The 18,261-nt window shown below is 73.0% G+C and carries 17 protein-coding genes and 1 pseudogene; 5 read left to right on the forward strand and 13 right to left on the reverse strand.

The genetic code is table 11. The features are described from left to right. Positions 1-67: 67 nt before the first annotated feature. From EES41_RS13040 to leuA, 3 genes are all read right to left on the reverse strand, one after another. The gene (locus EES41_RS13040) at positions 68-1,600 is read right to left on the reverse strand and encodes a nucleobase:cation symporter-2 family protein (protein WP_254211424.1); all 1,533 of its coding nucleotides are present in this window, start codon (positions 1,598-1,600) and stop codon (positions 68-70) included. A 618-nt stretch (positions 1,601-2,218) separates the two neighbouring features. After that, positions 2,219-2,920, reverse strand: a complete 702-nt coding sequence (locus EES41_RS13045; RefSeq protein ID WP_008739306.1) for a TerB family tellurite resistance protein — start codon at positions 2,918-2,920, stop codon at positions 2,219-2,221. A 225-nt stretch (positions 2,921-3,145) separates the two neighbouring features. Next, positions 3,146-4,918 carry a 2-isopropylmalate synthase gene (gene leuA, locus EES41_RS13050; RefSeq protein ID WP_123078228.1) on the reverse strand — a complete coding sequence of 591 codons (1,773 nt, stop codon included), beginning with the start codon at positions 4,916-4,918 and terminating at the stop codon, positions 3,146-3,148. Positions 4,919-5,258: 340 nt separating this feature from the next. On the opposite strand from leuA, the gene EES41_RS13055 reads away from it, so the two are divergent. The 4 genes from EES41_RS13055 (at position 5,259) to EES41_RS13070 (ending at position 8,339) form a co-directional block, all read left to right on the forward strand. Further along, positions 5,259-6,341 carry a M4 family metallopeptidase gene (locus EES41_RS13055; RefSeq protein WP_123078230.1) on the forward strand — a complete coding sequence of 361 codons (1,083 nt, stop codon included), beginning with the start codon at positions 5,259-5,261 and terminating at the stop codon, positions 6,339-6,341. Between the two features lie 21 nt (positions 6,342-6,362). After that, on the forward strand, positions 6,363-6,632 hold the full coding sequence (locus tag EES41_RS13060) for a protealysin inhibitor emfourin (protein ID WP_123078232.1): 270 nt from the start codon (positions 6,363-6,365) through the stop codon (positions 6,630-6,632). Between the two features lie 99 nt (positions 6,633-6,731). Beyond that, positions 6,732-7,541, forward strand: coding sequence for a GNAT family N-acetyltransferase (locus EES41_RS13065; protein ID WP_164495824.1), 810 nt, complete (start codon positions 6,732-6,734; stop codon positions 7,539-7,541). 102 nt (positions 7,542-7,643) lie between these two features. Further along, entirely contained in the window at positions 7,644-8,339 is a 696-nt protein-coding gene (locus tag EES41_RS13070) for a cyclopropane-fatty-acyl-phospholipid synthase family protein (protein WP_123078236.1), read from the forward strand. 45 nt (positions 8,340-8,384) lie between these two features. On the opposite strand, the gene era is transcribed toward EES41_RS13070, so the two are convergent. The 4 genes and pseudogenes from era to EES41_RS13085 all read right to left on the reverse strand — a co-directional run bounded on the left by era (position 8,385) and on the right by EES41_RS13085 (position 12,824). Next, positions 8,385-9,335 (reverse strand): GTPase Era, encoded by a 951-nt coding sequence (era, locus tag EES41_RS42945; protein WP_037791844.1) that lies wholly within the window; start codon positions 9,333-9,335, stop codon positions 8,385-8,387. A 501-nt stretch (positions 9,336-9,836) separates the two neighbouring features. Beyond that, a pseudogene (locus EES41_RS44170) lies at positions 9,837-10,319 on the reverse strand (DUF916 domain-containing protein); the annotation flags it as partial. A gap of 13 nt (positions 10,320-10,332) precedes the next feature. After that, the gene (locus EES41_RS13080) at positions 10,333-11,619 is read right to left on the reverse strand and encodes a beta-xylosidase (RefSeq protein ID WP_123078240.1); all 1,287 of its coding nucleotides are present in this window, start codon (positions 11,617-11,619) and stop codon (positions 10,333-10,335) included. 161 nt (positions 11,620-11,780) lie between these two features. Continuing rightward, on the reverse strand, positions 11,781-12,824 hold the full coding sequence (locus EES41_RS13085) for a GlxA family transcriptional regulator (RefSeq protein ID WP_123078242.1): 1,044 nt from the start codon (positions 12,822-12,824) through the stop codon (positions 11,781-11,783). 70 nt (positions 12,825-12,894) lie between these two features. Here EES41_RS13085 and EES41_RS13090 point away from each other — a divergent pair, with 70 nt between their 5' ends. Beyond that, on the forward strand, positions 12,895-14,208 hold the full coding sequence (locus EES41_RS13090) for an MFS transporter (protein WP_254211425.1): 1,314 nt from the start codon (positions 12,895-12,897) through the stop codon (positions 14,206-14,208). On the opposite strand, the gene EES41_RS13095 is transcribed toward EES41_RS13090, so the two are convergent. The 6 genes from EES41_RS13095 to EES41_RS13120 all read right to left on the reverse strand — a co-directional run bounded on the left by EES41_RS13095 (position 14,165) and on the right by EES41_RS13120 (position 18,100). Continuing rightward, on the reverse strand, positions 14,165-14,383 hold the full coding sequence (locus EES41_RS13095; RefSeq protein WP_216827256.1) for a hypothetical protein: 219 nt from the start codon (positions 14,381-14,383) through the stop codon (positions 14,165-14,167). The two genes, EES41_RS13090 and EES41_RS13095, sit on opposite strands and share 44 nt — an antisense overlap. Positions 14,384-14,451: 68 nt before the next feature. Beyond that, positions 14,452-14,808: a cytidine deaminase gene (locus EES41_RS13100; protein ID WP_073773621.1), complete on the reverse strand. Its 357-nt coding sequence runs from the start codon at positions 14,806-14,808 to the stop codon at positions 14,452-14,454. 56 nt (positions 14,809-14,864) lie between these two features. Then, positions 14,865-15,218, reverse strand: coding sequence for an MmcQ/YjbR family DNA-binding protein (locus EES41_RS13105; RefSeq protein WP_123078246.1), 354 nt, complete (start codon positions 15,216-15,218; stop codon positions 14,865-14,867). Further along, positions 15,215-16,525 (reverse strand): hemolysin family protein, encoded by a 1,311-nt coding sequence (locus tag EES41_RS13110; protein ID WP_123078248.1) that lies wholly within the window; start codon positions 16,523-16,525, stop codon positions 15,215-15,217. Before EES41_RS13110 ends, EES41_RS13105 begins: the two co-directional genes overlap by 4 nt. Then, complete coding sequence (gene ybeY, locus EES41_RS13115; RefSeq protein ID WP_008738873.1) at positions 16,522-17,019, reverse strand: rRNA maturation RNase YbeY; 498 nt, start codon at positions 17,017-17,019, stop codon at positions 16,522-16,524. The genes EES41_RS13110 and ybeY overlap by 4 nt, the downstream gene beginning before the upstream one ends. A gap of 13 nt (positions 17,020-17,032) precedes the next feature. Continuing rightward, entirely contained in the window at positions 17,033-18,100 is a 1,068-nt protein-coding gene (locus tag EES41_RS13120) for a PhoH family protein (RefSeq protein WP_123078250.1), read from the reverse strand. Positions 18,101-18,261: the final 161 nt, after the last annotated feature.

Raw genomic sequence — 18,261 nt, forward strand, 5'->3', positions numbered from 1 at the left:
TGTCGCCTGTGCGGGCGCGGTGACGGCCCTCCGGTCCGGACCGGAGGGCCGTCACCGCCGGGGAGGGTCAGGGGGTTGCCGGCGCTCCGTCGGCCGCCTTCTCCGCCCCGCTCTTCTCGGCCCCGCTCTTCTCGGCGCCGGTCTCCGGGTCGGCCGGGGCCGGGTCTGCCGGGGCCGGGTCTGCCGGGGCCGCCGCCTGGGCGGGGACGGCGGCCACCGCGGCCTCCGCGACGGCGTGCGGGTCGTCCTCGCCGAGGCCGTTGAAGATCAGGTTCAGCACGATCGCGGCCGTGGCACCGAGGGTCACACCGCTGTTGAGCAGCGAGGACAGGTCGGGGTCCAGGTGCTCCTTGAAGAACACCGGGACGGTGGCCGGGAGCAGGGCGAAGGCCAGGGAGACGCCCACGACCAGGGCGTTCTTCTCCTCCTTCAGGTCCACCTTGGCCAGGGTCTGGATGCCGGCCAGGGCGACCATGCCGAACATCACGGTCGCGGCGCCGCCGAGGACTCCGTGCGGGACGGCGGCGACGATGGCGGCGGCCTTGGGGAGCAGGCCGAGGACGATCATGAAGACGCCCGCGGCGACCACCACGAACCGGCTCTTGACCTTGGTCATCCGGACCAGGCCGACGTTCTCGGCGAAGGCCACGTACGGGAAGGAGTTCAGGACGCCGCCGAGCGCGGTCGCGGCGCCGTCGGCGCGCAGGGCGCGGGCCACGGTCTCGCTGTCGACCTCCTTGCCGACGATGTCGCCGACGGCGTAGGTGTCGCCGGTCGTCTCGACCATCGTGATCAGCATGACGATGAGCATCAGCACGATCGGGAACCACTCGAACTTCGGGGCTCCGTAGTGGAACGGGGTGGTGACGCCGACCCAGTTCGCGTTGCCCACGCCGCCGAACTTGGCGTCACCGAGCAGGAACGCGACGGCGGTGCCGCCGACCAGGCCGAGCAGGATCGCGATGCTGGAGAGGAAGGGCCGGCCCGTCTTCATCAGGACGAGGATGAAGAGCATGGTGCCGCCGGCGTACGCGAAGTTCTTCGGATCGCCGAAGTCGGGGCTGCCGAGGCCGCCCGCGGCGTCGTTGAGGGCGACGGGTATCAGCACGATGCCGAGCACCGTGATCACCGTGCCGGTGACGACCGGCGGGAAGATCCGCATGATGGTCCGGAAGGCCCTGGCGGGCAGCCAGGCGAAGGCGAAGGTCGCGATGCCGGCGGTGATGACGGCGCCGTAGATGACGAGCAGGCCCGCCGTCCCGCCGCCGGCCCCGAGGCCGATGGCGATCATCGGGGACACCGCGGTGAAGGTGACGCCCTGGATCAGCGGCAGCCGGGCACCGATCCGGCCGACGCCCCAGGCCTGCAGGATCGAGGCGATGCCGCAGGTGAACAGGTCGGCGTTGATCAGGTAGACCAGCTGCTCGGTGGTGAGGCCGAGGGCGCCGCCCACGATGATCGGGACGATCACCGCGCCGGCGTAGAAGGCGAGTACGTGCTGGAAGCCGTACAGCGCGAGCTTGGGGAGGGGGAGCACCTCGTCGACCGGGTGCGTGCTCTGCTCTCCACTGGCGGAAAGCCGGGCGGCGACACGTGCCATCTCTGCCTTGCCCTTCAAGAGGTAGGTAACCGAGAGGAATCTGGTTGTCCCTGGACGGAGTGGGCCGCTGTCCCGTTGGTCCGCCAGGGTTGTCAGTGCGTTCACGTGAATCGAAGCCCCGGAATGTTTCCGCCGGCGTCTCGTCGTGTGACCGGAATTGAACGCCTGTGGGCGTGCTCACAGATATCGTCGACTTCTACAAACTGTTGACGTCAGGCGATGTCCGCGTTGGAGGTTTCCCCCATGGCGGCCGAGCCGCCGGGGAGCGTATGGGGCGCGCGCGGGACACGGCCGCGCCGCTGCCCCCACGACTGCCCGGCGCCCATCGCCCGGCCTGCGCGAACGCGGTTCGCCGGGGCTCGGCGCGGCCCGCCGGGGCGGCCGCTTCAGGGTGTCCGGGGGGTGGATCGCCGCGGCCCGGAGTGACCCCCTCCGACCCCGGCACGAAGGGCGGGGCAGGCCGGTTTCAGGCCCCGTGAGGCCGGATCGTTACCCGGTCCGGACGGCATGCCGGTATACGGCCGCGGGAGAGCGCCCACCGGCCGGCCGGGCGGGGCCACGCCGGTTCATCGCCGCACCCGCAGGCCCGACGGCGCGATACCCGCCGGCCCGGGGGCCCTACGCCCCGGTGGCCCGTACTGCGGACAGCAGGCGGGCCACCTCGTCCGGGGTCATCCGCAGCGCCGCGCCCACCGTGGCGAGCACCTCGCGCTCGGCCGGGATGTACGGGCCGTCCGCGAGGGCGATCCGGGCGCCCTGGAGCAGGATCGACTCTCGGCCGGGTCCGGCCAGGTGCGGGGCCAGCGGTTCCAGGGCCTCGTGGAGCTCTATCGACAGCGCGGCCCCGCAGCACTCCGGGCCGTCGTACAGGCCGAGCCGGCCCTCGTCGGTGGCCAGCGCCTCCACGAGGGACTCCAGCTGCTCCTCCGTACAGTCCTGGAAGCCCGCCGACCGTACGGCCGACACGGCGGCCTCCAGCGCGCTGCGCGAGGCCGTCCCGCCCGCCGCCAGGACGGCCAGCGCCACGGTGTGCGCGGCGTCGCGCAGCAGCGCCGAGAACCGGTGGGTGGTGAGGTGGTCCAGGACCTCGGTGTCGAAGCGCTCCCGGCAGGCCTGGCACTCGACGACGGGTCCGGCCTGCCCGCGCGGCAGCAGCGGAACGCCGAGGACGGTGAACCGGCGCCGCCCGGTGCGCCGGCGGTAGTTGCGGTCACCGCCGCAGTCGGGGCAGAAGAACTCCCCGTCATCCACGGTGCTCCAGGTGGTACGGACGCCCCAGACCGTCAGCTTCCGGCCGTCCCCACCCCGAACTGGCAGCACGTCGCACCTCCGTCACCTGCCGGCGACATCGCCGGATTGGCGTGATGTTAGCCACATCGGTGAGGATCCGTCAGCCGTGTGACAAGACAACCTGCGCCACCCGGGGGACTTGGCCGAACTGCGCCCCCGCCCGCCTCCGCCTTCCCGGCGCCCTTTCCCGGCCGAACGGCGCGGCCCCGCCCCTCCGGGTGGAGGGGCGGGGCCGGGGCACTACGGGGTGACGGGTCAGCGGCCCGCGCGGTTGACGGCGGAGATGACCGCCTTCAGGGAGGCGCGGGTGGTGTTGGCGTCGATGCCGATGCCCCACAGCACGCGGCCGTCGATCACGCACTCGATGTACGAGGCGGCCACGGCGGAGGCGCCCTCGCTCATGGTGTGCTCGGTGTAGTCCAGCAGGCGGGCGTCGATGCCGATGCCGGCCAGCGCGTCGAAGAAGGCCGAGATCGGACCGTTGCCGGTGCCGTTCAGGACCGCGTCGACGCCGTCCACGACCGCCTCGACGGTCAGCGTGTCCGTACCGTCCTTGTCGGTGGCCGTGGAGCCGGAGCGCAGCTGGATGCGGCCCCACTGGGCCGCCGCGTCCTCGGGGTTGGGCAGGTACTCGTCGCGGAAGACGTCCCAGATCGCCTTCGGCGTGACCTCGCCGCCCTCGGTGTCGGTCTTGGCCTGGATGATCCGCGAGAACTCGATCTGCATGCGGCGCGGCAGGTCCAGCTTGTGGTCGTTCTTCAGGACGTACGCGATGCCGCCCTTGCCGGACTGCGAGTTGACCCGGATGACGGCCTCGTAGGAGCGGCCGACGTCCTTGGGGTCGATGGGCAGGTACGGGACCGCCCACTCGATGTCGTCGACGGTCTTGCCCAGGGCGGCCGCGTCGGCCTCCATGGCGTCGAAGCCCTTCTTGATGGCGTCCTGGTGGGAGCCGGAGAAGGCGGTGTAGACCAGGTCGCCCGCGTAGGGGTGGCGCGGGTGGACCTCCATCTGGTTGCAGTACTCGCTGGTGCGGCGGATCTCGTCGATCTGCGAGAAGTCGATCTGCGGGTCGATGCCCTGCGAGAACAGGTTCATGCCCAGGGTGATCAGGTCCACGTTGCCGGTGCGCTCGCCCTGCCCGAACAGGCAGCCCTCGATGCGGTCGGCGCCGGCCATCAGGGCCAGCTCGGCGGCGGCGACGGCGGTGCCGCGGTCGTTGTGGGGGTGGACGGAGATGCAGATGTGCTCGCGGCGGGTCAGGTTGCGGGCCATCCACTCGAAGCGGTCCGCGTGCGTGGACGGCGTCGAACGCTCCACGGTGGCGGGCAGGTTCAGGATGATCTCGCGGCCCTCGGCGGGCTGCCAGACGTCACAGACGGCCTCGCAGACCTCCAGGGCGAAGTCCAGCTCGGTGTCGGTGAAGATCTCCGGGCTGTACTGGTAGCCGAAGGTGGTCTCCGGGCCCAGCAGCTTCTCGGCGTACTCCATGACCAGGCGGGTGCCGTCGACGGCGATCTGCTTGATCTGCTCCTTGGAGCCGCGGAAGACCACGCGGCGGAAGGTGGGAGCGGTCGCGTTGTACAGGTGGACGGTGGCGCGCTTGGCGCCGACCAGGGACTCCACGGTCCGCTCGATCAGGTCCTCGCGGGCCTGGGTCAGTACGGAGATGGTGACGTCGTCCGGGATCGCGCCCTCTTCGATGATGGAGCGCACGAAGGCGAAGTCGGTCTCGCCGGAGGAGGGGAAGCCGACCTCGATCTCCTTGTAGCCCATGCGCACCAGCAGGTCGAACATCTCGCGCTTGCGGGCGGGGGTCATCGGGTCGATCAGCGACTGGTTGCCGTCGCGCAGGTCGGTGGAGAGCCAGCGCGGAGCCTTGGTGACGCGGGCGTCCGGCCAGGTGCGGTCGGGGATGTCCACCTGCTCGTACGAGCCGTACTTGTGGATCGGCATCCCGGAGGGCCGCTGGGCGTGGGTCGCGTTCGTGATGGGCGTGGGGCTGCCGGCGAAAGTGTGCTGACTCATGGCGTGGGGCTCCTCGCGTGTCCGCGTGTAGTTCGCTGGGACGGCCGACGGCGGTCGTAAATCCGCAACACCAGACTCCGCGGGGAGGGGGTCGGCCTACGACTACAGACCCTCGCCGCGGCAGCTAAGGAGAAGCAGCCCGAAACGCATGATGGGCCGAGCCTAGCCGAGCCGCGCCGTGACGCGAGGACCTGTTCCAGTATGCAAGACCGCCCTGTCCGTTTTGTACCAAATGTGAGCTAAGCCTCACTCGCCCCGACCCTACGGGCAGGTAACACAACCGAATGAATCATGGTCGCATCTAGTGACATGACGGTTACCCGGTGCCACATTGCCGGGCATGGATACCTCCCACGCCACCGCGCACGCCCACCGCCACCCCGTCTTCTGCACCGTGATCCCCCCGCACCTCCTCGACAAGATCGCCCAGTCCGAGAACACCCGGCGGGCCGACGCCGCCCAGCGCACCCTCGAACAGGACTCCCTGCTGCGCACCCGGCGCCGGGTGACCACCGTCCGGGGCATCACCCCGGCCCTGGAGGCGCCCGCCGGCGACGACCCGCGGCGCACCATCCACGACGCCGGCCACCGCACCCGGCTGCCGGGGAAGAAGGTGCGCGGCGAGGGCGACCCGGCGCACGCCGACGCCACCGTCAACCGCGCGTACGCCGGGCTCGGGGCCACGTTCGAGCTGTTCCTCAAGGGCTTCGGACGGCACTCGATCGATGACTCCGGACTGCCGCTGGACGCGACCGTGCACTACGGCGAGGACTACAACAACGCCTTCTGGGACGGCCAGCAGATGGTGTTCGGCGACGGCGACGGGGACCTGTTCCTCGATTTCACGGTGTCGGTGGACGTGATCGGCCACGAGCTCACCCACGGCGTCACCCAGTACTCGGCCAACCTCGTCTACCGGGGACAGTCGGGCGCGCTCAACGAGTCGATGTCCGACGTGTTCGGATCCCTGATCAAGCAGTACTCCCTGGGACAGACCGCGGACCAGGCGGACTGGCTGATCGGCGCCGGACTGCTCGGCCCCAACGTCACCGGGGTCGCGCTGCGCTCGATGAAGGCGCCCGGCACGGCGTACGACGACGACGAGCTCGGCAAGGACCCGCAGCCCGCGACGATGGACGACTACGTCGACACCTACAGCGACAACGGCGGCGTGCACATCAACTCCGGCATCCCCAACCACGCCTTCTACCTCGTGGCGACGGAGCTGGGCGGCAAGGCCTGGGAGCGCGCCGGGCAGATCTGGTACGACACCCTGACCGGCGGCGAACTGACCCCGAAGGCCACGTTCAAGGACTTCGCCCGGCTCTCGATGGCGGCGGCCGTCGCCAGGTTCGGGGAGGGCGGCGCGGAGCAGCGGGCGCTCCAGAAGGCGTGGTCGACGGTGGGCGTGCCGACCGCCTAGGGGTGGGGTAGACAAGCCCTCATGCGGATTCTGGTGGTACGTACCGGAGGTTTCACGGGCATCGAGCGCCGGGTCGAGGTGGACACCTCGGGCCGGCCCGATGAGGACGAGTGGCGGGCGCTGGCGCAGCTGGCGCTGCGGCCCGGTTCGCCCGGGGACGAGGCGCACCGGGTGCGGGACGGGTTCTCGTACCGGATCACGGTGGACGGGCGGACGGTGTCCTGCGCGGACCCGCACCTGTCGGACGCGCAGCGTTCGCTGATCTCGCGGGTCCTGAAGGAGGGCGCCTGAGAAAGTCCCCCGCGGTGCGGGCGGGCGGGCCGGCCGGCGGGCCCGCCCGCCGACGGCAAACCAGGTGCCCGCTCCGGGTCGCTTTGCTTGGATGGCCCGATGACAAAGATCTTGGAATCACTGGAGCGTTACTACGACGCCGTGCCGCGCGTGGGCGGTGCACGGGGCGAGGACTTCGGACCGCTGACCCTGTTCGTCCAGGAGGGCGCCGGCTGGCCGTACTACGCGCGCCCCGCGCTCGGCGGGGCGGACGCCTCGGCGGCCGATGTGGAACGGGTCCTGGCCCGCCAGCGGGAGCTGGGGATCCCGGAGGCCTTCGAGTGGGTGGCCGAAACCAGCCCCACGCTGCGGGCGGCCGTGGAAGCCGCCGGGCTGCATGTCCACGAGCACCCGCTGATGGTGCTGGACCCGGCCGCGGAACCCCTCGCGCCGCATCCTGACGTACGCCTGCTCGGCGCCGACGACCCGCTGCTCACGGCGGCGGTGGCGGTGCCGGCCCTCGCCTTCGCGGATCCGGGGACGGCCCGGGGCGAGGCCGGTCCGGCGGAGCTGGCCGTGGCGGCGGCGGACCCGGCGGTGGAGGTCCGCCGGGCCTCGCTGGCGGCGAAACTCACGGCGGGCACGACGGCGATGGCGGCGGCCGTGCGGGACGGGGTGGTGCTGTGCTCCGGCCTGTACAACCCGGTCGGCGAGGTCGCCGAGGTCGTCGCCGTCGGCACCCTTCCCTCGGCCCGCCGCCAGGGGCTGGCCCTCGGCGTGACGGCGGCGCTGGTCGCGGACGCCCTGGCGCGCGGGGCGGCCACGGTGTTCCTGACGGCGGGCGACGAGGACGTGGCCCGCGTCTACTCCCGCGCGGGGTTCCGGCGGGTGGCGACGGCCCTGATCGCGGAGCCGCCGGAGCGCCCCTGACCGGCGTTTGCCGAAGCGGCAACAACTTTTGACCGTGCGGGACGGCGGGCGGAGCATCGGCGGCACCGCACCGCAACCGGTGCGCCTACAGGAGGGGCCTCGATGTCCGAGCAGCGCACGCACGACCACCGGCACCCGCACAGCCACGGCCACGGCTCCGAGCGCGCCACCCGCCCGCCGGGCGGGGCGGGCGAGGAGTTCTGGGACGCCCGCTACCAGGAGACCGGCCGGATCTGGAGCGGCGAGGCCAACGCCGTGCTGGTGCAAGAGGTGTCCGGACTGGCCCCGGGCCGGGCCCTGGACCTCGGCTGCGGGGAGGGCGGCGACGCGGTGTGGCTGGCCCGCCTCGGGTGGACCGTGACCGGGACCGACATCTCCGGGGTCGCCCTCGGCCGGAGCGCCGAGCACGCCGCGGACGCCGGGGTCGCGGACCGCGTCACCCTGGAGCGGCACGACCTGACCGAGTCCTTCCCGGAGGGGGAGTTCGACCTGGTCTCGGCGTGCTTCCTGCACAACTACGGGGACTTCCCCCGCGACCGCGTCCTGCGCGCCGCCGCCTCGGCCGTGGCGCCGGGCGGCACGCTGCTGGTCGTCGGCCACGCGGGCTGGGCACCCTGGCAGGAGGAGCGCGAGGAGGCGTACTTCCCCACGCCGCAGGACGTCGTGGCGCAGCTGGAGCCGGTCACGGCGGGCTGGGAGGTGCTGCGGGCCGAGGAGACCGAGCGGGTCCAGAACCAGCCCGACGGCACGCCCGGGACCCGTACGGACAACGTGGTGCGGCTGCGCCGTCCCGCGTAGCCGGTGGGCCGGCCGGTCCCCCGCCCGGGGGACCGGCCGGCCGCGTCAGAAGCCCAGCTTGCGCAGCTGCTTGGGGTCGCGCTGCCAGTCCTTGGCGACCTTCACGTGCAGGTCGAGGAAGACCGGGGTGCCGAGCAGCGCCTCGATGTGCGTGCGCGACTTCATCCCGACCTCCTTCAGACGGGCGCCCTTCGGGCCGATGATGATGCCCTTCTGGCTGGGCCGCTCGATGTAGAGGTTCGCGTGGATGTCCAGCAGCGGGCGGTCCGCCGGGCGGTTCTCCCGGGGGATCATCTCCTCGACCACGACGGCGATGGAGTGCGGGAGCTCGTCGCGCACGCCCTCCAGCGCGGCCTCGCGGATCAGCTCGGCGACCATCACCATCTCGGGCTCGTCGGTGAGGTCGCCCTCCGGGTACAGCGGCGGGCTCAGCGGCAGCAGCGGCGCGATCAGGTCGGCCAGCAGCTGGACCTGGCTGTCGCCGACCGCCGAGACGGGGACGATCTCGGCCCACTCGAAGCCCAGCTCGGCGGCGAGCTGGTGGACGGCGAGGAGCTGCTCGGCCAGCTGCTTGGACTCGACCAGGTCCGTCTTCGTGATGATGGCGATCTTGGGGGTCTTCTTGATCCCCGCGAGCTCCTTGGCGATGAACTTGTCACCGGGGCCGAGCTTCTGGTCGGCCGGCAGGCAGAAGCCGATGACGTCGACCTCGGCCCAGGTGGTCCGGACGACGTCGTTCAGGCGCTCGCCGAGCAGCGTGCGCGGCTTGTGCAGACCCGGTGTGTCGACCAGCACGAGCTGGGCGTCGGGGCGGTGCACGATGCCGCGGACGGTGTGGCGGGTGGTCTGGGGCCGGTTGGAGGTGATCGCGACCTTGGTACCCACGAGTGCGTTGGTCAGGGTCGACTTCCCCGCGTTGGGGCGGCCGACGAAGCATGCGAAGCCCGCGCGGTGCGGGGCGGTGGGCTCGGGGGAACGATCGCTCATACGGGCCATTCTCCCCGATGCGGCTACCAGCGCCGACCAGGCCACGGCCAGGAGGGCCGCAGGAGCCGCGAGCGCGGTCGCCAGACCCGGCCGCGCGGCATGCCCGACGGAGGCCCGGGCGGCCGCTCCGGGGGCGCTGACCTGCACCGTCACCTCGGCCCACTCGGCGGCGGGCGGGTCGGCCCAGGACGTGGAGAGCCGGACGCGCTGGCCGGGCAGCAGTTCCGCGGGCAGCCCGGTGAGCTCCCGGTGGAGCAGTCGGCGGCCGAGGGCGCCGGATGCGGTGAGGGTGGCGCGGGGCCGCAGGGTCACGTTGCCGAGGTTGTGGAGCGTGTACGAGACCTCCGCGCCGGCGGCGCCGCGCCGCGGGGTGACCGCGAGGTCCTGGACGGCGAGGGCGGGGGCGGTGGGCCCGGTGACCCGGAGGTAGAGGCGGGCGGCGACGGCCCGCCGGACTCCGATGCCGGGGCCCGCCCCGCCCGGGGCGTCCTCCACGGCCACGATGGCGCCGGGGTGGTCCCCCGGCTCGGCCCGGTCGGGGACGGTGAGCGTGAACCCGACGTCCGCCGACGCCCCGGCCGCCACGGTGACCCGCTCCCGGGCGAGCTCCGCCCAGGCGGCGGTGGCGCGGCGCGGCTCGTCGGGGCCGCGGAGCGCGAAGCCGCCGTCGCGGGGGGTGTTGTACGCGTCGGCGGCGTAGAGCCGGAAGCTGCGGGGGCGGTCGGTCCGGTTGGTGACGGTGACCGTGTCCGCGACGGTCGTGCCGGGGGCGGCGGCGAGGTAGAAGTACGGCCGCCGGGTCACGGCGTTGGCGGCGGGCCGGACGGCCCACTCCCCGTTGTCGTCCCCGTGGGCCGTACCGCCGGCCGGCAGCGCCCCGAGCACGATCACGGCGAGCACCGCCCCGCGCAGCAGCGTCCGGACGCGCGCGAGCGCCGGGCGGGCCGGGGCGCGCCGACCGCGCGGCGGCAGGCCCGCGCGGGGCCGGGTCACAAGGGGGGCCGGGTCACGAGAGGGTCAGGGTCAGGACCGCCCGGTAGGCGCCCGGCGGGGTGTACGGGGGCACCCGGAGGGTGACGGTCGCGTCCACCGTGAAGGTCCCGCCGACCCGCTCGGCGTCCGGCGCCGACGCCAGCACCGCCCCCTCGGGCCCCACCACGCCCGCGCTGCCTGCCGCGCACCGGCTCGGGCTCCCCTGCGCCGCCGCGCACCGCGGCGTCCAGCTCAGCGACGCTCCCGGGATCCGCACCCCGCCCGGGCCGGTGAAGTCGGTGACCCTGCCGGTCAGCGACCACCCCGCCGGGCCGCCCCGCGCGTCCTTGACCGTGACCGTCCCGATCCGGCCCGGGGCGGCGCCCGCGTCCCCGTACGGGACCGCGCCCAGCACCACCGACTCGCCCGCCTGCGTCATGGACAGCGTCCCCGGCTCCACCACCGCGGTCACCTGCCGGGTGCCCGGCGGCAGCGCCGGCGCCGCCTCGACGACCGTGTACGCGGCCGGTCCCGAGCCCGCTCCCGCCGACCAGGCCGCGCCCTCGTACGCCACCACCCCGGTCGTCGCCTTGTCCGTCACCGGCAGCTCGGCCCGGAACTCCCCCCGTTCGTCGGCCCGGGCCGCCACCCGGTCCGGGGTCTCGGCGGCGCCCGCCCGGCCGGCGACCGTCACCGTCGCCCCGGGGACGAACCCCGCGCCGGCGACCCGCACTCGCGCGCCCGGCTTTCCGTACGCCGCGCCGAGGGAGACGCCCCGCAGGTTGGCCGTCGGCAGCGGGCTCGCGGTGAGGCGCTGTGACACCGGGGCTCCGGTCGCCGCGCATACGGTGTCCAGGTCCAGTACGTGGCTGGTGTGCAGCGTGTATCCGCCCGGGGCCAGGGTGATCTCCCCGGGCGCGGTGACGGTGAAGGTGCCCGTCATGGTGACCCCGGGCAGCGCCGCACCGGCCTCGACGGGATCGTTCCGTTTGGCGCCGACGACGGTGACCTCGCCGCTCTGCGCGCCCCCGAGCAGGATCCGCCCGGCCGGGGTCAGCGCGTCGGCGGGCAGTGCGCCCGCGACCGGGTTCAGGGCGGGGGTGGCGGCCACCTGGTACGTCACGGTGACGGTGTCCCCGACGCGCGGCGCCGGGTCGTCGACGCTGAGCCGGGCGGTCGTCGTCCCGTCGGCGGGCGGGAGTCCGGCCTCCTGCGGCGGCAGGCAGTGCGTCGGGAACTCCACCTGTCCCGGGGGCGTTTCCCCCTCGGCGGCGGCCGGTGAACCGAGCGCGCCCCCGGTCGTGGCCGCGAGGATCACCATGCCGAGGGCGCCGCGGGTCCATGCCCGTCTCCTGCTGCCCGCCCGTGTCCGCGCTGTCCGCACTGTCCGCCCCCTGGGTCCGTCCCGCCGCGACAGGGGGCCATTCACGAGCGGGCGGCGGGAGAAGTCAATGCGCGGACCCGGCATCAACTGATGGCCCATCAGGAGATGGCTGAATCCCGCTCCCCGCCGCCCTCCACTGCGGCCCCCGCACCGCCCCCGCGCCCCGACGACGCCCGGAACGTGCGCCGGTACTGCGTCGGGCTCACCCCCAGCGCCGTCTGCAGGTGCTTGCGCAGCGACTGCGCCGTCCCGAACCCCGCCTGCCGCGCCACCTGTTCCATGGGCAGGCCGGTCTCCTCCAGGAGCGAGCGGGCCCGCTCCACCCGCTGCCCGACGATCCACTCGCCGGGGCTGGCCCCGCACTCCTCGCGGAACCTGCGCGTGAAGGTCCGTACCGACATGGCCTCCTGCCGCGCCAGGTCGGCCAGCACCAGCGGCTCGTGCAGCCGGTCCAGCACCCACGCGCGGGCCGCCGCCGTACTGGCCTGCGCCGGCTCGGGCACCGGGCGCGCGATGAACTGGGCCTGCCCGCCCGGCCGGTGGGGCGGCACCACGGTCCGCCGGGCCACGTCGTTGGCGACGGCGGCGCCGTGGTCGCGGCGCACGATGTGCAGGCAGAGGTCGATGCCGGCGGCGACGCCCGCGGAGGTCAGCACGTCCCCGTCGTCGGTGTAGAGCACGTCCGCGTCCACCCGGACGGCCGGGAACAGCCGCTGGAAGTGCTCGGCGGAGGCCCAGTGGGTCGTGGCCCGGCGGCCGTCCAGATACCCGGCGGCGGCGAGCACGTAACCACCCGTGCAGATGGAAACGAGCCGGGTGCCCGGGCGGATGTGCGCGAGGGCCGCCGCGAGTTCACCGGTCAGCCTGCCCTCCTCGTGCACCGGGCCCAGCTCGTACGAGGCGGGCACCACCACCGTGTCCGCGGTGGCCAGCGCCTCGGGACCGTGCTCGACCTGGATCGCGAAATCGGCCTCCGTGGCGACCGGCCCGGGGGCGAGCCCGCAGGTGACGATCGTGTAGAGCGGCCGCCCGGCGGAATCCTTGGCGCGGCCGAAGATCCGGTGCGGGATGCCGAGCTCGAAGGGCAGCAGCCCGCCGAGGGCGAGTACGACGACGCGATGTGCCCTGCGCTCCGAGTCCATGGCCCGATCGTACCGAAGCATGGCATTCAGGCCGCTGTCCCGGGGAAGGCGCAGGCCGGAGGCTGTTCCCGTGACGCAGACAGATCCCTCCACGACGCCCTCGACCGCCCCCGCCCCCGCTCCCCCGGCCGGTTCCGGCCGTGTGCACCGCGCCTGGTTCGTCGCCGCCGTCGGCTTCGTGACGATCATCGGCGCGGCCGCCTTCGCCTCCCTGCCCGGACTGCTCATCGAACCGCTCCACGAGGAATTCGACTGGTCGCGCGGCACGATCGCCTTCGCCGTCTCCGTGAACCTCGCGCTGTACGGGCTCACCGCGCCGTTCGCGGCCGCGCTGATGGACCGCTACGGCATCCGCCGGGTGGTGGCACTCGCCCTGATGGTCATATCCGGCGGCTCGGTCGCCACCGTCTGGATGACCGCGTCCTGGCAACTGGTGCTGTTCTGGGGCGTGCTGGTGGGCCTGGGCAGCGGCTCGATGGCGCTGTCCTTCGCGGCGACGATCACCAACCGCTGGTTCACCGCCCGGCGGGGCCTGGTCACCGGCATCCTGACCGCCGCCGGCGCCTCCGGCCAGCTGATCTTCCTGCCGCTGCTGTCCTGGCTGGTGGAGCACCACGGCTGGCGCCCGGCGGCGGTGACGGTCTCGCTGGCCGCGCTGGCCGTCGTCCCGTTCGTGTGGCTGCTGCTGCGCGACCACCCGGCGGACCTGGGACTCGCCCCGTACGGAGGCACGTACGCGCCGAAGCCCGCACCGGCGGCGGGCGCGGCGCGGCGCACGCTGACGGTGCTGTTCAAGGCGGCCCGCACCGGCCCGTTCTGGCTGCTGGCGGGCACCTTCGCGATCTGCGGGGCATCGACGAACGGGCTGGTCAAGACCCACTTCGTGCCGGCGGCGCACGACCACGGCATGCCGGTGACCGCGGCGGCCGGGCTGCTGGCCGTGGTCGGCGTCTTCGACGTCATCGGCACCGTGGCGTCCGGCTGGTTCACGGACCGCTTCGAGGCCCGGCGGCTGCTGGCCGTCTACTACGCGCTGCGCGGGATCTCGCTGCTGTTCCTGCCGCTGCTGCTCGCCCCGTCGGTGCACCCGCCGATGGTGTTCTTCATCGTGTTCTACGGGCTGGACTGGGTCGCCACCGTCCCGCCGACGATCGCGCTGTGCCGCGAGCAGTACGGGGAGGACAGCGCGATCGTGTTCGGCTGGGTGCTGGCCTCGCACCAGGTCGGCGCGGCGGTGGTGGCGTTCCTGGCGGGCCTGGCGCGGGACGCGTTCGGCTCGTACGACGTCGTCTGGTACGCGTCGGGCGCGCTGTGCGCGATGGCGGCGCTGATGGCGATGGTCATCCGCCGCCGGCCGGCCACCGCCGCACTCGCGGCGGCGTAGCGGCGGCCCGGCGCTCGCGCAGCGGTCCGCCGATGACGAACGGCAGGCGCTCGGCCGGCGCGCCGAGCGCGGCCCGCTCCGCGCCGGTCGGGGCCCGGCGGCCCGTGCCGACCAGCAGCGCCTCCGTGTCGGTGAACGACGGGGGGGAACGCGGCGCCCGCGATGTCTCCGGCATCGCGCGGGACCGGGCCGTGCCCTCGGCGGGCGGCCGGGTGGCGGGGGCGGTGCAGCGGGGGCGGCGGGTCAGGCGCCGGCCGGGGTGGTGGAGCGCAGGGTGCCGTCCGGGGCGGCCAGCAGCACCGGGGTGGCGGCGCCGCCGAGGTCGCGGACGGCGGCCCGGTCGGCGTCGGGGACCGACTCCGCCGCGCTGACCACGGCCGCGGCCTCCAGGGAGCGGGCACCGCTCGCCACCGCCATCGCCACCGCGGTCTGGAGCGCGCTCAGCTTCAGGGAGTCCAGCTCCACCGTCCCGGCTACGTACGTCCGGCCCGTCTCGTCCCGCACCGCCGCGCCCTCCGGCACCGCGTTGCGGGCCCGGGCGCTGCGCGCCAGCGTGATGATCTTGCTGTCCTCGGGGTCGATCCCGGTGCTCTCCGTCATGGACGAAAGCATAGGGAGGGCCTCGGCGCGGCCGCGCGACCACCCCGCCGCGGCGGTCACGGCCGGTCCAGCCGGAGCCGCTCCGCCCGGGGCAGACCCGCGACCACCAGGTCGTACGAGTCCTCGACCAGCTCCCGTACCAGCGCGTCGGGGAGCCCGGAGACCGTCACCGTGTTCCAGTGCCGCTTGTTCATGTGATAGCCGGGCACGATCGCCGCGTGCTCCTCCCGCAGCCGGACCGCCAGCTCCGGTTCGCACTTGAGGTTGACCTTCAGCGGCTCCGCATCCAGCGCGGAGAGCGCGAACACCTTCCCCAGCACCTTGAACACCGAGGTCTGCGGAGTGAAGGGGAACTCCTCCACCGCCGCGTTGAAGCCGAGGCAGAACGCCCGCAGCTGTTCCGGGGTCACTCCGGCCCCTCCTCGCCCTCGCCCGCCGCCGGCACCACCGGCTCCACGAGCACCGTCACGATCTTGTTCCTGCGCCCCGCCGGGGACTCGGCCGTCAGCCGCAGCGGCCGCCCGTCCGGGAGCTCGACGAGCGCCGAGGCGCCCGCGATCGGCACCCGGCCCAGCGCCTTGGCCAGCAGCCCGCCGACCGTCTCCACGTCCTCGTCGTCGTAGTCCTCGACCTTGAACAGCTCGCCGAGGTCGGTGATGTCGAGGCGCGCCGTCACCCGGTAGCGGTCCTCCCCGAGGTCCTCGACGGGCGCGAGCTCGCGGTCGTACTCGTCGGTGATCTCGCCGACGATCTCTTCGAGGATGTCCTCGATGGTGACGATGCCCGCGGTGCCGCCGTACTCGTCGATGACGACGGCCACGTGGTTGCGGACCTGCTGCATCTCGCGCAGCAGATCGCCCGCGTTCTTGGTGTCCGGCACGAACACCGCAGGGCGCATCGCCGTGGAGACCAGGTCCGATTCGGCGTCCCGGCTGATGTGCGTCTTGCGGACCAGGTCCTTCAGGTACACGACCCCGACGATGTCGTCCTCGTTCTCCCCGGTCACCGGTATGCGCGAGAACCCCGACCGCAGTGCGAGCGTGGTCGCCTGACGGATCGTCTTGTACCGCTCGATGCAGATCAGGTCCGTCCGCGGCACCATCACCTCGCGCACGAGCGTGTCGCCGAGTTCGAAGACCTGGTGCACCATCCGGCGCTCGTCGTCCTCGATCAGCGATTCCCTCTCCGCCAGGTCCACCATCGCGCGCAGCTCGGCCTCGGAGGCGAACGGCCCCTTGCGGAAGCCCTTTCCGGGCGTGAGCGCGTTGCCGAGGAGGATCAGCAGCTGCGGGATGGGCCCCATCACCCGGGCCAGCGGCACCAGGACGTACGCGGCCGCCGTCGCCGTGTTCAGCGGGTGCTGGCGGCCGATCGTACGGGGGGACACGCCGACGGCGACGAACGAGACGAGCACCATCACGGCGATCGCCACGAGCAGCGCGGTCCAGTTCTCGCCGAACTCGTCGAGGCAGACGTAGGTGACGAGGACACCCGCCGCCATCTCGCAGGTGACCCGGACCAGCAGGGCCACGTTCACGTAGCGGGTGGGGTCGGCGGCGACCTGCGCGAGCTTCGCGCTGCCGCGCCGCCCCTCCCGTACGGCCTGCTCCGCGCGGAAGCTGGAGACCCGGGCGATCCCGGACTCGGCGCACGCCGCGAACCAGGCCACCACGACCAGCAGGACCGCCCCGGTGATGAGCTGGGGGGCGCCGGTCACGAGACGGTCGGGGCCGGGGACGGGCCGGTGATGCCGCGCTCACCGCGCCAGCCGTCGACGATCGCCGCCTGGAGGCCGAACATCTCGGCCTTCTCGTCGGGCTCCTCGTGGTCGTACCCGAGCAGGTGCAGCACCCCGTGGACCGTCAGGAGCTGGAGCTCCTCGTCCATGGAGTGCTGCGTCGGGGCGTCCTCGCCCTGCTTCTTGGCCACCTCGGGGCAGAGCACGATGTCGCCGAGGAGCCCCTGCGGGGGCTCCTCGTCGTCCTTCGCCGGCGGACGGAGTTCGTCCATCGGGAAGGACATGACGTCGGTGGGTCCGGGCAGGTCCATCCACTGGATGTGGAGCTGCTCCATCGCCCCCTCGTCCACGACGATGACGGAGAGCTCGGAGAGCGGGTGGATCCGCATCCGGGTGAGCGCGTAGCGGGCGATGTCGAGGATCGCCTGCTCGTCGACCTCGATCCCGGACTCGTTGTTGACGTCGATCGACATGGTGCGCTGAGTTCTACTTCCCGTTTCGGCCGCTGCGGCCGGCGCCCGGGCCGCTGGGGCCCGACTGGCCGCTCTGGCTGTCGTCGTACTTCTCGTACGCGTCGACGATACGGCCGACGAGCTTGTGCCGGACGACATCCTCGGACGTGAGCCGCGAGAAGTGGATGTCGGGCACCCCTTCGAGGATCTCCTGGACCTGGCGCAGCCCGCTCTTGGTGCCGCCCGGCAGGTCGACCTGGGTGACGTCACCGGTGATGACGATCTTCGAGTCGAAGCCGAGCCGGGTCAGGAACATCTTCATCTGTTCCGGGCTCGTGTTCTGCGCCTCGTCAAGGACGACGAACGCCTCATTCAAAGTGCGACCGCGCATGTAGGCCAGGGGGGCGACCTCGATCGTGCCCGCCGCCATGAGCCGCGGGATCGAATCCGGGTCGATCATGTCGTGCAGCGCGTCGTAGAGCGGCCGCAGGTACGGGTCGATCTTGTCGAAGAGCGTGCCCGGCAGGAAGCCGAGCCGCTCGCCGGCCTCGACGGCGGGGCGGGTCAGGATGATCCGGCTGACCTGCTTGGACTGCAGGGCCTGGACCGCCTTGGCCATCGCCAGGTAGGTCTTTCCGGTACCGGCGGGGCCGATGCCGAAGACGATCGTGTTCTTGTCGATCGCGTCGACGTACCGCTTCTGGTTGAGGGTCTTGGGACGGATGGTGCGGCCGCGGCTGGAGAGGATGTTCTGGGTGAGGACCTCCGCGGGGGTCTCCTCCGGGCCCTCGCCCTTGCCGTTCGCCTTGAGCATGGCGATCGAGCGTTCCACTGCGTCCTCCGTCATCGGCTGCCCGGTGCGGAGCACCAGCATCATCTCGTCGAACAGGCGCTGGATCAGGGCGACTTCGGCCGCCTCGCCGATCGCGCTGACCTGATTGCCCCGAACATGGATGTCGGCCCTCGGGAAGGCCTTCTCGATCACGCGCAGCAGGGCGTCGCCGGATCCGAGCACGGTCACCATCGGATGGGTGGCCGGGACGGTGAAGTGGGCTCGCGCCTGCCCGGGCGCGGGGGTGTGGGCTGTCGGTGTCTGAGTCATGGGCCGGCACTGTGGCCTGCGCATACCTCCCGCTGAGGGGCCGTGCCGATCGACGACCTCCGGAATACCAAGCGTACGACTCCGCCGCCGCATCCCCGAGGCCTTTTCCGGCGCTGTCACGGCCCGCCGCCCCCGCGGCCCCGCGCCGGCTCCACGCCCGG

It is taken from the genome of Streptomyces sp. ADI95-16, from assembly GCF_003721495.1.
Taxonomy (GTDB): domain Bacteria; phylum Actinomycetota; class Actinomycetes; order Streptomycetales; family Streptomycetaceae; genus Streptomyces; species Streptomyces goshikiensis.

What these genes read in the sequence shown, in the direction of transcription:
- EES41_RS13085 (WP_123078242.1), bottom strand. Translation starts at nt 12,824, where the DNA reads ATGGACTCGGAGCGCAGGGCACATCGCGTCGTCGTACTCGCCCTCGGC.
- ybeY (WP_008738873.1), bottom strand. Translation starts at nt 17,019, where the DNA reads ATGTCGATCGACGTCAACAACGAGTCCGGGATCGAGGTCGACGAGCAG.
- EES41_RS13055 (WP_123078230.1), top strand. Translation starts at nt 5,259, where the DNA reads ATGGATACCTCCCACGCCACCGCGCACGCCCACCGCCACCCCGTCTTC.
- EES41_RS13095 (WP_216827256.1), bottom strand. Translation starts at nt 14,383, where the DNA reads ATGCCGGAGACATCGCGGGCGCCGCGTTCCCCCCCGTCGTTCACCGAC.
- EES41_RS13100 (WP_073773621.1), bottom strand. Translation starts at nt 14,808, where the DNA reads ATGACGGAGAGCACCGGGATCGACCCCGAGGACAGCAAGATCATCACG.
- EES41_RS13040 (WP_254211424.1), bottom strand. Translation starts at nt 1,600, where the DNA reads ATGGCACGTGTCGCCGCCCGGCTTTCCGCCAGTGGAGAGCAGAGCACG.
- EES41_RS13120 (WP_123078250.1), bottom strand. Translation starts at nt 18,100, where the DNA reads ATGACTCAGACACCGACAGCCCACACCCCCGCGCCCGGGCAGGCGCGA.
- EES41_RS13070 (WP_123078236.1), top strand. Translation starts at nt 7,644, where the DNA reads ATGTCCGAGCAGCGCACGCACGACCACCGGCACCCGCACAGCCACGGC.
- EES41_RS13060 (WP_123078232.1), top strand. Translation starts at nt 6,363, where the DNA reads ATGCGGATTCTGGTGGTACGTACCGGAGGTTTCACGGGCATCGAGCGC.
- leuA (WP_123078228.1), bottom strand. Translation starts at nt 4,918, where the DNA reads ATGAGTCAGCACACTTTCGCCGGCAGCCCCACGCCCATCACGAACGCG.
- EES41_RS13080 (WP_123078240.1), bottom strand. Translation starts at nt 11,619, where the DNA reads ATGGTGATCCTCGCGGCCACGACCGGGGGCGCGCTCGGTTCACCGGCC.
- EES41_RS13065 (WP_164495824.1), top strand. Translation starts at nt 6,732, where the DNA reads ATGACAAAGATCTTGGAATCACTGGAGCGTTACTACGACGCCGTGCCG.
- era (WP_037791844.1), bottom strand. Translation starts at nt 9,335, where the DNA reads ATGGCCCGTATGAGCGATCGTTCCCCCGAGCCCACCGCCCCGCACCGC.